Raw genomic sequence first — 14239 nt, 5'->3', positions numbered from 1 at the left:
ATCAGGATCCTGTTTTGAGCAAGGACAACCCAACCCTACGGTACTTTGATGCCGAGATGCGCTACCTGCGTGAAGCCGGTAAAGAATTTGCCCAGGCGTTTCCGGACCGCGCGGCGCAGCTGAACCTGAATAAACCTGGGGCGCAGGACCCCTATGTGGAGCGCCTGTTCGAAGGCTTCGCGTTCTTGATGGGGCGCCTGCGCGAAAAACTGGACGACGATTTGCCCGAACTGACCGAAGGGCTGGTCAGCCTGCTCTGGCCACACTACCTGCGCACTATCCCCTCGCTGGCAATCGTTGAGCTCATGCCTGATGTCAGCCAGATGAAAGGCACCGAATCCATTGCCAGGGGGTTTCAGGTGTTGTCTCAGCCAGTGGGTCCGCAACGTACCCGCTGCCGCTACTCCACGACACAGGACCTGCCGCTTCAGCCGCTCACGCTCGACACCGTGCGTCTTGATCACGAGCCTGATGGGCGCGCGGTGCTGCGTTTGCGTTTCTTGTGCGGGGAAATGGCAGATTGGAGCCGGCTGGATCTTGCTCAGATACCGCTGTACCTGAACGCCGATGCCGCATTGGCCAGTGCACTGCATCAAGCACTGACTTTGAAGGTACAGGCGTTATATGTGCGTATGCCGGGCGAGGCAGAACGCCAAACACTTGAAGGCCATTTCAAGCCCAAGGGCTTCGCCGATGATGACCGTCTTTGGCCCAAAGGTGATAGTGCGTTCAGCGGCTACCAGCTGCTGCTTGAGTACTTCACCTTCCGCGAGAAATTCATGTTCGTGACGCTGTGCGGTTTGGAGTCGTTGTCATTGCCACTGGGCGCTACTTGGTTCGAGCTTGATGTCGTGCTGTGTGAAGCATGGTCGCATGCCTTCACGCCCAACGAGGAGCACATCCGTTTACACGCGGTCCCCGTGATCAATTTGTTCCCGCTGGATGCGGACCCGCTCAACCTGGACCCGCTGCAGAACGAGTACCTGCTTCGCCCGATGCGGCTGCAGGACGGGCACACGGAAATCTATTCCGTGGACAGGGTGTCCGGTTCCAAGAAGAGTGTCCGTCAGGACTACGTGCCTTTCAGCAGCTTTCGCCACAAGGGTGGCATGCTCCGCGATGAAGCCCCCGAGCGGTATTTTCATACCCGCCTCAGGCAGGGCGCCAATGGTCTTCATGACACCTGGCTGATCCTGGGCGGGGAAGGCTTTGACAAGGATGTGCTGCTCAAGCGCAAAAGCCTGTCACTGCGCCTTACCGGGACCAATGGCCAACTGCCGCGCAAGGCCCTGCGCAGTACATTGCTCGACGCGGCCGCGCAATCCACCCAGGCGGGGCTGCAGGTGCGCAACCTGACCTCACCCACGCTGCCATGTTATCCGCCGAATCGTGACCGGTTCCACTGGCGGGTACTGAGCCACCTGGGCTCGAACTTCTTGCCCATGCTCAATAGTGCTGAAGTGCTGCGTGGCACGCTGGCGTTGTACGAGTGGACGGGTAGCGAAACCAATCGCCGTCGCTTGGAGGCCATCGTTGAGGTCAAGCATCACCTTATCCAGCGGTTCGAAAAAGGGTTCTTGCTGCGCGGCGTGGATATCGAGGTGACGCTCGACAGCAATGGTTTTTCGGGGGAGGGGGACATCTGCCTGTTCGGTGAAATGCTCAGCCGGTTCTTCGCGCTGTATGCCGACATTCACTTGTGCACGCAACTGACGTTGATCCTGCAACCGACGGGGAGGTGCCTGCGATGGAGCGAACATCACAGTCAGCGTATTCCAGGCTGAAGGCAGAAGGGCTTTTGCAGGTGCTGGAGGGGCAGGTTGCCTCGGCCAACGTGTATCGCGTCTGCCAGTTGCTCGAGCAGGTACTGGTCGATCACCCACCGCTGGGCAGTACCGCACACCCGGTTGATGACGGGGTCCGCTTTCGGCCCGACCCAGGCATGGGCTTTCCCGCCAGTGAGCTGAAGGCCATAGAGTTCGACGACGCCTGTCCCGAACGCCCTATTACGATACGAACTCGGCTACTTGGTTTGTATGGTGTCGATTCGCCGCTGCCAACGGCCTACCTGGACGACATCGCCCAGCGCCGTGAGGGCCACGAAGCTGTAGAGGCGTTTCTCGATATCTTCAACCACCGGGTATTCACCCAGTTCTATCGGATCTGGCGCAAATACTCGTATCCCGCCACCTTTGAGGCGGGCGGTAGCGATGCGACTTCACAGTGCCTGTTGGGCTTGATCGGCCTTGGAGTACCCGGTACTGCCGAGCGTATCGCCACGCCCATGTCTCGCTTTTTGGCATTGCTCAGCGTGATGCGCTTGCCGACCCGCAACGCTGAGGGCATTGGCGCGTTGGTCAAGCTGCTGGCGCCGAGCACGGAGGCACATGTCACCGGGCATTGGCCGCAACGTGTCGTGCTTGAGCGACCAGCCAGCCTGGAAACGAAAAGCCCGGTAAGTCTTTCCCAAGGCATGCCGCTAGGCGCTGTCGGAACGGATGCGAACAGCCAGTTGCGCCTGTTGCTGCACACCAATGATCCGGAAGAGGCGCGCGAGTGGCTTCCTGGGGGGCAGTTGCTGCTCGACTTGCGGGTGCTGCTGGAGGTGTACCTGGGGTGGCGCTGTACGGCCAAGCTACAGCTGTCGATTCCGCTGCGTCTGCTGCCCGTGCCGGTACTGGGCCGTGCGCAAGTCAGGTTGGGAATGACGGCAGTACTGGGGTTGCCGACCGGTGAAGAGGCTACAGCCAACACCGACACCATCACAGTCAACCTGGGCCGCTATCAAGGCCTACAACTGAATCCTTGCGACAGGGAGGTATCGCATGTGGCGTACCGCTTCTAAACGCTTCACGGTCGTGGCGCTGGTGACACTGCTGGGCGGCTGCGGCCTCACCCAGAAGGTTGTGGAGGGTACGGCTTCCACGGCCCGTGCGGTTTTCTACAAGCAAGTCAAAACATTGCATCTGGATTTCACCGGCCGGTCAGCGATGAATACCGACAGCATGGAGATGAGTGGGTTGTCCGTTTCGGTGCTGGTGCGTGTCTACCAGTTGCGGGATCACAAGGCTCTGGACAAGGCAACTTACGACGATCTGGTCAGCCACGGCGAGCGCGTGCTGGGGGGCGACCTGTTGAGCGAAAAAGCCGTAGTGGTCAAACCTGGTGAGGCGGCTCAGCTCAGCACGCCTTTGCATAGGGAGGCTCAGTACATTGCCGTGATTGCGTTGTTCCGAAATCCGGACATGGAGCAAGACGCGTGGCGTTTGACCTTGCAGCGTGATGACCTCGATCCGGACCAGCCCAGGGTTGTCGAGTTGGGTGATAACCGCTTGAAGTTGCGGCCGCGCAGCGAGGACTGAGCACATGATCGAACCAAGCCCTTCGCTTTACGAAACGCTGCTGCAGAATTTCAGCGGCGAGTTGGAGCTGGATCGGGTCAGTGATGATGATCAACTGACGCTTTCGGTTCTGGACAACCTTCAGCGCATTCTAAACAGCCGGGCCGGCACACTCGCGCATCTGCCGGACTATGGCTTGCCGGATATGGGCACGGTTCTTCAAGGGTTGCCGGCCTCGGCCCATGGTTTGATGAATGACATCGTGAGCACGTTGCGCAGGTATGAGCCGCGGCTCGCAGAAGTACGCATCGAGCTGGTGCCGCAGCGACGGCCCGGCCATTTGGAATACGCACTCGATGTACGCATCAAGGGCGGTGGCCGCGCCACCTTTGGGACCACGCTTGCACCTGACGGGAGGGTGGTTGTACGTCACCTGAAACAGGAAGGCTATCTCGCCAAGCTATAGACCTACGGACAAGGAGGCCAGATGACGGCGCTTTTTGAAATGCGGATTCGCTTGGGCGGCGACCCAGGCAGTTTTGATGAGTTCAACGTGTTGCGCGGCGAGTTGGCCAAGCTTGATCATCCTGCGTGTCCTGACGTTGACTGGGCAAAAGTTGAAGCGTTGTGCTTGAGGCTCTTCGAACGGAACGGGGTGGAGCTGCAGACCGCAGTGTCCTTTATCCTGGCGCGTAGCTACCGTACGGGGCTCGCTGGTTTGACCGAGGGGGTGGCATTGCTCGCCACTCTCACGGACGAGTGGCCGCGCTTGTGGCCGGTGCAGGCTTCAGCTCGGATCGAGCTCATCGCCTGGTTGTTTGCTCAGCTACATCCCCTGGTTCGAATGCTGGAATGGGGCGGATCGAGTCTGGCGACGCTGAGGGAACTGATCGTTGAGCTGGGGCGGCTTGAGCACCGTTTGGAGCGGCTTGGCCATGCTTCCTTGGCTTCGCTGAAGGTGTTTCGACAGCAGATCAGTAGCGTGATGCAGCGGATGTCGGGAAGCAGGGACGTGCCGATGCCGCTTCCGTTGCAACCATGGGCATCACCAGCCGAGCCAGCGCTTAGCCCTCCGATCGCTGCGGTTGTCTCAGCACCACCGACTTACACCTTTGTAGTTGAACCAGCGGCGCAGAAACGCGCGGTGTTGCCGTGGTTGCTGACACTGACGGTCACCAGTGTCTTTGTGGGGTGGCTGGGCTGGCAAGAATGGGCATCCAGGCAAGTCAAAGAGCCGCCCACGCCTGAGCCGATCCAACTCGACAGTCTGAATCTGTTTGATCCGGGCAGTGCCGAACTGAAGCCCGGTTCAACCAAACTGCTGATAAACGCACTGGTTGGCATCAAGGCTCAACCGGGTTGGCTGATTGTTATCTCCGGGCATGCGGATGCACGGGGTGACGCGGCCAAGAATCTCGACCTGTCCCGTGCCCGTGCTTCAGCCGTGCGCGACTGGATGCAACGGATGGGGGATATCCCGGACAGTTGTTTTGCTGTTCAAGGTGTCGCGGCCAGCCAGCCGGTCAGCAGCAACCACACATTCGATGGGCGGGCGGAGAATCGTCGTGTGGACATCCGGCTATTGCCGCAGAGCAGTGCGTGCGGGGGGGAGAGCGATGACATTCGCGTTGAGCCGCGTAGCGATAGCATCTAACCCCAATATCCCGTCGATGCCGCCGCTCCCTTTCAGCGCGGTCTTGTGCCGCGAAAGGGTCGAGTCACCCTTTCAATCCTTGATCATCCCTCGCAGCACTGCCCGCGCTTCTTCAGTACGCAAGCATTCGATGAACAGTCGGCTTTCCCGCGCCACCGTGGCCTCCAGCTCCGCCCGCTGGCTGTCCTTGAGCAGCCGCTTGCTGATCCGCAGTGCCGCCTGCGGGTAGCCTTGCAGCTGCCGCGCCAGCGTGCGGGCAGCGTCCAGGCACTGTTCGCCGTTTTCATGCAGCTCATTGGCCAGCCCCCAGGCCAGCATCTGTTCGCCATCCAGCAATGCATTGGTCAGCAGCAAGCGTGCCGCCCGGGCCTGGCCAAGCACACGCGGCAGCAGCAGGCTGGAACCAAACTCCGGGCACACACCCAGCGGCGCGAAAGGCATGCGCAGCTTGGTCGAGCGGCTGACCAGCACCTGGTCGCAGTGCAGCAACAGGGTGGCCCCGATGCCGATCGCCGCACCACTGACCGCTGCGATCAGCGGCTTGTCCAGGCCCATGACCACCCGCATCAGGCGGAATACCGGGCTGTCCAGGTCGCTGGGCGGGTTGTCGAGGAAGTCGCGAAGGTCGTTGCCAGCGCTGAAGCAGTGCGGCCCACCGGTGATGATGATGGCATCGACAGCGGGGTCTTCACCTGCCGCCAGCAACAGGTCGCCCAGCAGCTGGTACATGGCAGTGTTCAGGGCATTGAGCTTGTCGGGGCGGTTGAAGGCCAGGGTCAGCAGGCCTTGGTCCAGCTCGCGTGTGATCAGGTCGTTCATGGCAGCCGCTTTTATTGTTGTGAGGGGGCCCTGACGGGCAGTGGCGCTTAGGGTTTATCACGCAGTCCGGCTTGTTGTACAGTCGTTCAGTCCAGCCCCTAACCAGAGACCCACCGATGACTCAGGAAGCCCGCTACCACCGCATGCTGCCGGAATTGCGCAAAGCCAACCTGGTCGAGGCGACCCTGGTGTGCCTCAAGCGCCATGGTTTCCAGGGGGCTTCGATCCGCAAGATCTCGGCTGAGGCCGGGGTCTCGGTCGGGCTGATCAGCCACCATTACGCCGGCAAGGACGAACTGGTGGCAGAGGCTTACATGGCCGTCACCGGTCGGGTGATGGGCCTGTTGCGCGAGGCCATGGCCCAAGCTGCGCCCAATGCCCGCGAGCGGTTGTCGGCGTTTTTCCGTGCCTCGTTCTGCGCCGAGCTGCTCGACCCGCAATTGCTCGATGCCTGGCTGGCCTTCTGGGGCGCGGTGAAGACCGCCGACGCGATCAACCAGGTGCACGACCACTCCTACGGCGAGTACCGCAACGAACTTGGCCAGCTGCTGGCCAGACTGGCCGAGGAGGAGGGCTGGCAAGGCTTCGATGCCGACCTGGCGGCCATCAGCCTGAGCGCCTTGCTCGACGGCCTGTGGCTGGAGTCGGGCCTGAACCCCGGCACCTTCACCCCCGAGCAGGGCGTGATCATCTGCGAGGCCTGGGTCGATGGCCTGCAGGCCGGTGGCCGGAGGCGCTTCAGCCTGTCCGCGGGCTGTTGATCACCTGTTCAGTAACGAGTACGCTGCTGTCGCGAGTGTGTAGAACAACACCAATAAAAAAGAGACAACACGCAATGACGCCTCGGGTATTGATCGTCGATGACGATCCGCTTATTCGTGACTTGCTGCAGGCCTACCTGTCCCAGGAGGGCTACGACGTACACTGCGCCGACACCGCGGAAAGGGCCGAAGCCCTGCTTGCCAGCCAGGATGTCGACCTGGTGCTGCTGGACATCCGCCTGCCCGGCAAGGACGGCCTCACCCTGACCCGCGAACTGCGGGTGCGCTCGGAGGTTGGCATCATCCTCGTCACCGGGCGCAATGACGACATAGACCGCATCGTTGGCCTGGAATGCGGTGCAGATGACTACGTGATCAAACCACTCAACCCCCGCGAGCTGGTGTCCCGGGCGAAAAACCTGATCCGCCGCGTACGCCATGCCCGCGAGGCGCACCCCGCCCCGGCCTGCGCGCAATCGCTGAAGCAGTTCGCCGACTGGGCACTGGATACCGACCGCCGGCGCCTGATCGACGCCCGTGGCGGGCAAACCCTGCTGACCCACGGCGAGTTCCAGTTGCTCAGCGTGTTCCTGCGCAACAGCGGCCACACCCTCAGCCGCGACCAGTTGATGGACCAGATTCGCAACCGCGAGTGGGTGCCCAACGACCGCTCCATCGACGTGCTGGTCGGCCGCCTGCGGCGCAAGCTGCATGACGACCCGGCCGAACCGCAGTTGATCATCACCATTCACGGCACCGGCTACCTGTTCACCGCCAGCGTGGCAGCATGATTCCTCGCGCCTGGCAGTTGGCGCTGGCCTTGACGTTGCCCACCCTGCACGCCAGTGCCAGTGAGCCCGTGCGTTACTGTGACTACCCGGTGTACCCGCCCATTTCCTGGAGCGACGGCCACCAGGTGCGCGGCCTGGCCCCCACCGTGGTGCGCGAACTGTTCGCGCGCATGGGCTACGAGGTGCAAACCGTGGTGCTGGGCAACTGGAAGCGCTGCCTGATGGATGCCGCCGCCGGGCGGGTGGACGTGGTCCTGGCCTACAACAGCGACCAACGTGACCAGCGCATGCGTTTTTCCACGGAGCCGGTGGTGCGCGAGGAAGTGGCCGTGTTCTACAACCGCAAGCGACCGGTGCAGTTCCAGCAGCTGGAGGACCTGGCGGGTTACCGTGGCGGCCTGTTGTACGGCGAAAGCTACGGCGCCGAATTCGACCGCTTCGTCGCCCGCCACCAGAACATCGAGCGGGTATCGTCCAGTCAGCAGAATTTCGGCAAGCTGATCCGCGGGCGCATCGACTACGTAATCCAGGAGCGGCGCACCGGCCAACTGTTCATCGAGCACCTGCCCGGCGCGCAGGACATCCGCGTATTGCCCAGCGCGCTGAGCGTGGACTACCTGCGGGTAGCCGTATCGCGGCAATCACCCCTGAGCCAGCACATGGACGAAATCGACGCGCAGTTGCGGCGCATGAACCAGGCTGGCGAGATCGCGCGCTGGCTGGAGCAGAGCGAGGTCACCTACCGCGACATGATCAACCTGCCGGCAGATGCCCGATGATTCGCCTGCACACCGATGGCCTGCTGCGCCGCCTGCTGCGGTTCATCCTGTTGTTCAGCCTGTGCTTTACCGTACTGGCCAGTAGCGTGCAGCTGTATTTCGAATACCGCCGCGAGATGCGCGACATCGAGGCGCGCATGGCGTTGATCCGCGCAGGCTACCTCGCCAGCCTGGAGCGCAGCCTGTGGGACTTGGACGAGGCGCAGCTGGATACGCAATTGCGCGGCCTGGTGGATTTTTCCGACGTGGCCCGGGTGCGCTTGGTTAGCGATGATTTTCAACTGCTGCGAGGGGAGGCCGAACCCAAGGGGCCGCTGCGCATCGAGCGCTTCCCTCTGGATTATCAGCCCCCCTCGGGCCCCGCCAGGCACCTGGGTGAGCTTGAAGTGAGTATCGACTTGGGTGCGGTGCACCATCGGTTGTATGCCACCGGCCTTGCCAGCCTGCTGTGGATGGGCGTGTTCTTGTGTGGCCTGGCAGTGGCGCTGTCGGGGCTGTTCTATCGCCTGGTCACCCGCCATCTGCAAGTGATGGCCGAGTTCGCCCGGCGTATTGGCGCCGGCCAATGGCAGGAACCGTTGCGCCTGGGGCGCCGCCGTTCATCGCGCCCTGACGAGATCGACACGGTGGCCAATGCCCTGGACGATATGCGCCGCGCCATCCTCAGCGACATTGAACGCCGCGAGCGCGACCGCCTGGCGTTGCAAGACAAGCGCGACGAACTGCAGGCCATGGTCGAACGACGTACCGCCAGCCTGGCCCGGGCCAAGGATGACGCCGAGGCCGCCAACCTGGCCAAGTCACGCTTCCTGGCGACCATGAGCCACGAACTGCGCACCCCGCTCAACGGTATCCTGGGCATGGCCGAGCTGCTACGCGGTGGCGGGCTGGAAGCGGCCGACCGTCAGCGCCTGGAAGCCTTGTACAAGGCCGGCGAGGGGCTGTTGGCGATTCTCAACGAAGTGCTGTATTTCGCCCGGCTCGAAGAAGGTGAGAGCCGCGCCGAGCTGGTCGGCTTTTCGCTGCGCCAGTTGTGCCAGGAAGTGCTGGCGCTGCTCGAACCCATGGCCGCGGACAACGGCGACACACTGCATCTGGAGATTGATGAGCAATTAGCCGGTTACCAGCACGGCGCCGAGCAGTACCTGCGTCAGGTGCTCAGCAACCTGCTGGCCAATGCCATCAAATTCACCGAGCACGGCCAGGTGCGGCTCAAGGTGCAGGTGCTGGTCAGCGAGGCGACCACGCAGCGCCTGCGGGTGTCGGTCAGTGACAATGGCATCGGCATCGAGCCGGCCGTACAGGCAAAAATCTTCGACCGCTTCGTCCAGGCCAGCGAGGCCGTGGCACGCCGCTACGGCGGCACCGGTCTGGGACTGGCGATCTGCAAGCACCTGGTGGAAAAGCTGGGGGGCTGCATTGGCCTGGACAGTGTACAAGGGCAGGGCAGCTGCTTCTGGTTCGAACTCGACATCGCCCTTGGGCAGCCGGTTGCGGCCAATACCCCGGCCCAGTCGGTCAGCGCCAGCCTGGATATCCTGGTGGTCGAGGACGTCGCGCTGAACCGTGAGGTGGCGAGCGGCCTGCTGGTGCGCGATGGCCACCGGGTGAGCTTTGCCGAGGATGCCGGGCAGGCCCTGCAGTTGTGCGCACAGCGGCGCTTCGACCTGATCCTGCTGGACGTTCACCTGCCCGGCATGAGCGGGGTGGAACTGTGCCGGCAGCTTCGCGCCACCCCCGGGCCTAACCACCACAGCCGGATAGTGGCGCTGACCGCTGGCGTGCAACCGGGGCAACTGTCGGATTATCTGGAAGCCGGCATGCAAGGTGTGCTGGCCAAGCCCCTGCGGCTGGCCAACCTGCGCCAGGCGCTGGCCGACGCAACGCCGACTGAAGAGGCCGGTATTGACGCAAACATGGACTGGTCGCTGCTGGCCACCCACCGCTCGCTGCTGGGCGAGCAGAAGCTGCAGGGCCTGCTGAATGTGTTGCGCCAGTCACTGGAGCAGCACGCCACGGCGTTGGCCGAGGCGCTGCCGGCCCAGGACTTTACCGAGGTGCTGCACCTGGCCCATCGCCTGGCCGGCAGTTGCGACTCCCTGGGTTTTTCTGGCCTGGCTGCGCTGTTGCGACGCCTGGAAGACGCCGCCCGCCAGCATGATGGGCAGGCGCTGAACGCACTGGCCGAGCCACTGGCAAGCCAGCTCGGCCAGGCCCGTGCGACCCTGGAACAGTTGATCCAGAGCTGACGTACAAAAAACTTACGACTTTTTACATCTTCGATCCGTTCGTACAACGGCGTCTTACATCCGTTTCCAATAATCCATGGCAACCGTGTTGCACACGGTCCATGAGGCTTATTGGAGACAAGAATAATGACATGCCGTAGCGCTCAGCCCCTCATTCGAACCCTCCCACGCACCGGCCGCAAAGGCGAGGTGTGCCATGACTGACAACGTTGAAAAGATCCAGCTCACCCGCGCCCTGAAAAGCCGGCACATCTTCATGTTGTCGCTGGGTGGGGTTATTGGAACCGGCCTGTTCATGGGCTCGGGCGTAACCATCAATCAGGGTGGGCCGGTGGGCGCGATCCTGGCTTACCTGGTGGCGGGCTTGCTGATGTACCTGGTGATGGTCTGCCTGGGTGAGCTGTCGGTGCAGATGCCGGTGTCCGGTTCGTTCCAGGCCCACGCCACTAAGTACATTGGCCCGGCCACCGGCTTCATGATCGGCTGGGTGTACTGGATGAGCTGGGCCACCACCGTAGGCCTGGAGTTCACCGCTGCCGGCATGTTGATGACCCGCTGGTTCCCGGAGGTGCCGATCTGGTACTGGTCGGCGCTGTTCGTGGTGGTGCTGTTCGGCCTCAACGCCCTGGCCACGCGTGCCTTTGGCGAGGCCGAGTACTGGTTCTCGGGCATCAAGGTGGCAACCATCCTCGGCTTCATCGTCATTGGCCTGCTGGTGATCTTCGGTGCCATCCCCCTGAGCAGCGGGGCACCCGCACCGATGCTGAACAACCTGGTGGGCGAGTCGCTGTTCCCCCACGGCCTGTCGGCAGTGTTCGCGGTGATGATGACCGTGGTCTATGCCTTCCAGGGTTGCGAAATCATGGGGGTGGCGGCTGGTGAGACCGAGCACCCGGAAAAAAGCATCCCGCGGGCGGTGCGCAATGTGGTGTTCCGCGTGCTGATCTTCTATGTGCTGGCGATTGCCGTGCTGTCGGCCATTGTGCCGCACGAGCAGGCCGGGCTGATGGAAAGCCCGTTCGTGCAGGTGTTCGACATGGTCGGCATCCCTTACGCCGCCGACTTGATGAACTTCGTCATCCTCACGGCCATCCTCTCGGTGGGTAACTCTGGGTTGTATGCCTCCACGCGCATCCTCTGGGCCATGTCCAAGACTGGCATGGCACCGAAAAGCCTGTCGCCGCTGAGCAAGCGTGGCGTGCCGCTGCGGGCGCTGAGCATCACCCTGTGCTTTGCGCTGATTTCGCTGATGACCAGCTTCGTTGCGGCTGACACGCTGTTCATGGTGCTGATGGCGGTAAGCGGTATGTCCGGCACCGTGACCTGGATCGTCATCGCCCTGGCGCAGTACCGCTTCCGCAAGGCCTGGCTGCGCGACGGCGGGCAACTGCAGGACCTGAAGTACAAGGCGCCGCTGTACCCGCTGGTGCCGCTGCTGTGCATCGCCCTGTGCAGCTCGCTGTTCGTGTTCCTGGCGCTGGATGAAACCCAACGACCGTCGCTGTACTGGGGCTTTGGCTTCATTGCCCTGTGCTACGCGGCGTACTTCTTCGTCAACCGCCGCCGGCAGGGGGCCTTCGCACCCAGCGCACCAGGGGTTTGACACCGCAGCTCGTCGCCGGCGGGTGTCAATCGCTGCATGTTCAGCACCTGTGAGATCGAGCACCGCCCGCGCGGCGCGCGATCTCACAGGCCATAAAGCCGTCACGACGAACGCCCTTGTGTAACGCCAAGCACCGAGTTGTGCGAAGTTGTAACAGCCCATCCCGTCTTGTTGAACACTCGTTTAGTATCTTCCTCGTCAAGCCCTCCAAAACCATCACAACAACACCGAGGCCCCCATGACTACCCCGTCGTCGTCACTGTTGAGCAAGGTCGAAGCTGGCGTTGCCTGGATCACCCTCAACCGCCCCGAGCAGCGCAACGCGCTGGACATTCCTACCCTCAAGCAACTGCACGCCTTGCTCGACAGCCATGCCGACGACCCCGCCGTACGCGTGGTGGTGCTGACCGGCAGCGGCCGCAGCTTCTGCGCTGGCGCCGACCTGGCCGAATGGGCTGCTGCCGAAGCGGCGGGCACCCTGGAAAGCTACGGCTGGACCGAAACTGCCCATGCCCTGATGTTGCGCCTGCACAGCCTCGACAAACCCACCATCGCCGCCATCAACGGCACCGCCGTGGGCGGTGGCATGGACCTCAGCCTGTGTTGCGACCTGCGCATCGCCGCCGCCTCGGCGCGCTTCAAGGCCGGCTACACCAGCATGGGCTACAGCCCCGATGCCGGCGCCAGCTGGCACCTGCCACGGCTGATCGGCAGCGAGCAGGCCAAGCGCCTGCTGTTCCTCGACGAGCTGTGGGGCGCCGATCGCGCTCTGGCCGCCGGGTTGGTCAGCGAAGTCTGCGCCGACGAGCAGTTGCCTGCCGTTGCCGCCGAACTGGCCGGGCGCCTGGCCAATGGCCCGACCTTCGCCTATGCGCAGACCAAGCGGCTGATACGCGACGGTGCCCGGCGCACGCTGGCTGAACAGCTGGAAGCCGAGCGCCACGCCGGCCTGTTGTGTGGCCGCAGCCAGGATGGCGCCGAGGCCCTGCAAGCTTCGGTGGAACGTCGCGCCCCCCGTTTTACCGGCCAGTAATCCGATACCCGACCCTCATCAGGACCTTCGCAGATGAATTTCCAACTGACCCAAGAACAAGAAATGTTGGTGGAAGCGGTACGCAGCTTTGTTGCCAAGGAGCTGCTGCCCCATGAGGAAGCGGTGGACCGCGCCGACGCTGTGTCACCCGAACTGGCCGCGCAGATCCGTGGCAAGGCCATCGCTGCCGGGTTCTATGCCTTCAACATGCCCGAGGAAGTGGGAGGGGGCGGCCTGGACTACCTGTCCCAGGCGCTGATCGAACGTGAGCTGTCCAAGGTGTCCTGGGCGCTGCATGTCTTCGTTGCACGGCCGTCGAAAATCCTCATGGCCTGCAAGGACGAACAGATCAACGACTACCTGCTGCCGTGCGTGCAGGGCGAGAAGGTCGACTGCTTCGCCCTCACCGAACCGGGCGCCGGCTCTGATGCCAACGCCATCAAGACCCGCGCCTTGCGCCAGGGCGATGACTTTGTCATCAACGGTAGCAAGCACTTCATCAGCCACGCCGGTCACGCCGATTTCGCCATTGTCTTCGCGGTCACCGACACCTATGAGCACAACGGGCGCAAGCGCAATGCGGTCACCGCCTTGCTGGTCGACCGGGGTACGCCGGGCATGACCATCCGCCGTGGTCCCAAGTGCGTGAGCAACCGTGGTTATCACACCTACGAGCTGTTCTTCGACGACTGCCGAGTGCCGGCCAGCAAGGTGCTGGGCGAAGTGGGCAAGGGCTGGGAAGTGGCCAACGCCTGGCTTACCGCCGGCCGGGTGATGGTCGCCGCCAACTGCGTGGGCCAGGCCCAGCGCGCCCTCGACCTGTCGCTGCAATGGGCCGCCGACCGCAAGCAGTTCGGCCAGGCCATCGGCAGCTATCAGGGGGTGTCGTTCAAGCTGGCCGACATGGCCACGCAGATCCGCGCGGCCGAGATGCTCACCCTGCACACCGCCTGGAAGATGGACCAGGGCAACATGACCGACGGTGAGGCCGGCATGGCCAAGCTGTTTGCCAGCGAGGTGCTGGGCAAGGTCGCCGACGAAGCCGTGCAGATCTTCGGTGGCATGGGCCTGATGGATGAAGGGCCGGTTGAGCGCATCTGGCGCAACGCGCGTATCGAGCGCATCTGGGAGGGCACTTCGGAAATCCAGCGGCATATCATCGCCCGCGAACTGCTGCGCCCGCTGCTGCGCTGAGCGCCAGGAGAACAC

Annotated in this window: 13 protein-coding genes; 12 read left to right on the top strand and 1 reads right to left on the bottom strand. The window is 62.9% G+C overall.

The genetic code is table 11. The features are described 5' to 3' along the window. The first annotated feature begins 14 nt into the window (after positions 1-14). Genes tssF through C4Q27_RS28975 form a run of 5 tightly spaced genes read left to right on the top strand, consistent with a single transcriptional unit; the run spans position 15 to position 4995 of the window. Positions 15-1784 carry a type VI secretion system baseplate subunit TssF gene (tssF, locus tag C4Q27_RS28995; protein ID WP_104887803.1) on the top strand — a complete coding sequence of 590 codons (1770 nt, stop codon included), beginning with the start codon at positions 15-17 and terminating at the stop codon, positions 1782-1784. Then, a complete protein-coding gene (gene tssG / locus C4Q27_RS28990; protein ID WP_033726714.1) occupies positions 1748-2845 on the top strand; it encodes a type VI secretion system baseplate subunit TssG in 1098 nt (365 codons plus the stop codon). Before tssF ends, tssG begins: the two co-directional genes overlap by 37 nt. After that, the gene (tssJ, locus tag C4Q27_RS28985; RefSeq protein WP_004576431.1) at positions 2826-3362 is read left to right on the top strand and encodes a type VI secretion system lipoprotein TssJ; all 537 of its coding nucleotides are present in this window, start codon (positions 2826-2828) and stop codon (positions 3360-3362) included. The genes tssG and tssJ overlap by 20 nt, the downstream gene beginning before the upstream one ends. 4 nt (positions 3363-3366) lie before the next feature. Continuing rightward, the gene (gene tssE / locus C4Q27_RS28980) at positions 3367-3807 is read left to right on the top strand and encodes a type VI secretion system baseplate subunit TssE (protein ID WP_004576432.1); all 441 of its coding nucleotides are present in this window, start codon (positions 3367-3369) and stop codon (positions 3805-3807) included. Between the two features lie 21 nt (positions 3808-3828). Next, positions 3829-4995 carry an OmpA family protein gene (locus C4Q27_RS28975; RefSeq protein ID WP_004576433.1) on the top strand — a complete coding sequence of 389 codons (1167 nt, stop codon included), beginning with the start codon at positions 3829-3831 and terminating at the stop codon, positions 4993-4995. 72 nt (positions 4996-5067) lie between these two features. Here C4Q27_RS28975 and C4Q27_RS28970 read toward each other — a convergent pair whose 3' ends face one another. Next, positions 5068-5814 carry an enoyl-CoA hydratase-related protein gene (locus tag C4Q27_RS28970; protein WP_064493055.1) on the bottom strand — a complete coding sequence of 249 codons (747 nt, stop codon included), beginning with the start codon at positions 5812-5814 and terminating at the stop codon, positions 5068-5070. Positions 5815-5930: 116 nt separating this feature from the next. Between C4Q27_RS28970 and C4Q27_RS28965 the strand changes: the two genes are divergently transcribed. From C4Q27_RS28965 to C4Q27_RS28935, 7 genes are all read left to right on the top strand, one after another. Beyond that, entirely contained in the window at positions 5931-6575 is a 645-nt protein-coding gene (locus C4Q27_RS28965) for a TetR family transcriptional regulator C-terminal domain-containing protein (RefSeq protein ID WP_064493056.1), read from the top strand. A gap of 74 nt (positions 6576-6649) precedes the next feature. Beyond that, positions 6650-7366 (top strand): response regulator, encoded by a 717-nt coding sequence (locus tag C4Q27_RS28960; RefSeq protein WP_003256139.1) that lies wholly within the window; start codon positions 6650-6652, stop codon positions 7364-7366. Beyond that, positions 7363-8145, top strand: a complete 783-nt coding sequence (locus tag C4Q27_RS28955; protein WP_003256136.1) for an ABC transporter substrate-binding protein — start codon at positions 7363-7365, stop codon at positions 8143-8145. The genes C4Q27_RS28960 and C4Q27_RS28955 overlap by 4 nt, the downstream gene beginning before the upstream one ends. Next, the gene (locus C4Q27_RS28950; protein WP_104887802.1) at positions 8142-10394 is read left to right on the top strand and encodes an ATP-binding protein; all 2253 of its coding nucleotides are present in this window, start codon (positions 8142-8144) and stop codon (positions 10392-10394) included. Before C4Q27_RS28955 ends, C4Q27_RS28950 begins: the two co-directional genes overlap by 4 nt. A gap of 196 nt (positions 10395-10590) precedes the next feature. Further along, positions 10591-11997, top strand: coding sequence for an amino acid permease (locus C4Q27_RS28945; RefSeq protein ID WP_104887801.1), 1407 nt, complete (start codon positions 10591-10593; stop codon positions 11995-11997). Between the two features lie 238 nt (positions 11998-12235). Beyond that, the gene (locus C4Q27_RS28940) at positions 12236-13030 is read left to right on the top strand and encodes an enoyl-CoA hydratase/isomerase family protein (protein WP_019438340.1); all 795 of its coding nucleotides are present in this window, start codon (positions 12236-12238) and stop codon (positions 13028-13030) included. 33 nt (positions 13031-13063) lie between these two features. Further along, positions 13064-14224 (top strand): acyl-CoA dehydrogenase family protein, encoded by a 1161-nt coding sequence (locus C4Q27_RS28935; protein ID WP_104887800.1) that lies wholly within the window; start codon positions 13064-13066, stop codon positions 14222-14224. The last annotated feature ends 15 nt before the right edge of the window (positions 14225-14239 follow it).

This window comes from Pseudomonas sp. SWI36 (assembly GCF_002948105.1).
In the GTDB taxonomy this organism is placed as follows: Bacteria; Pseudomonadota; Gammaproteobacteria; order Pseudomonadales; family Pseudomonadaceae; genus Aquipseudomonas; species Aquipseudomonas alloputida.
Note: the sequence above shows the minus strand (reverse complement) of the source record. Positions and strands in the feature narration are given on the sequence as shown.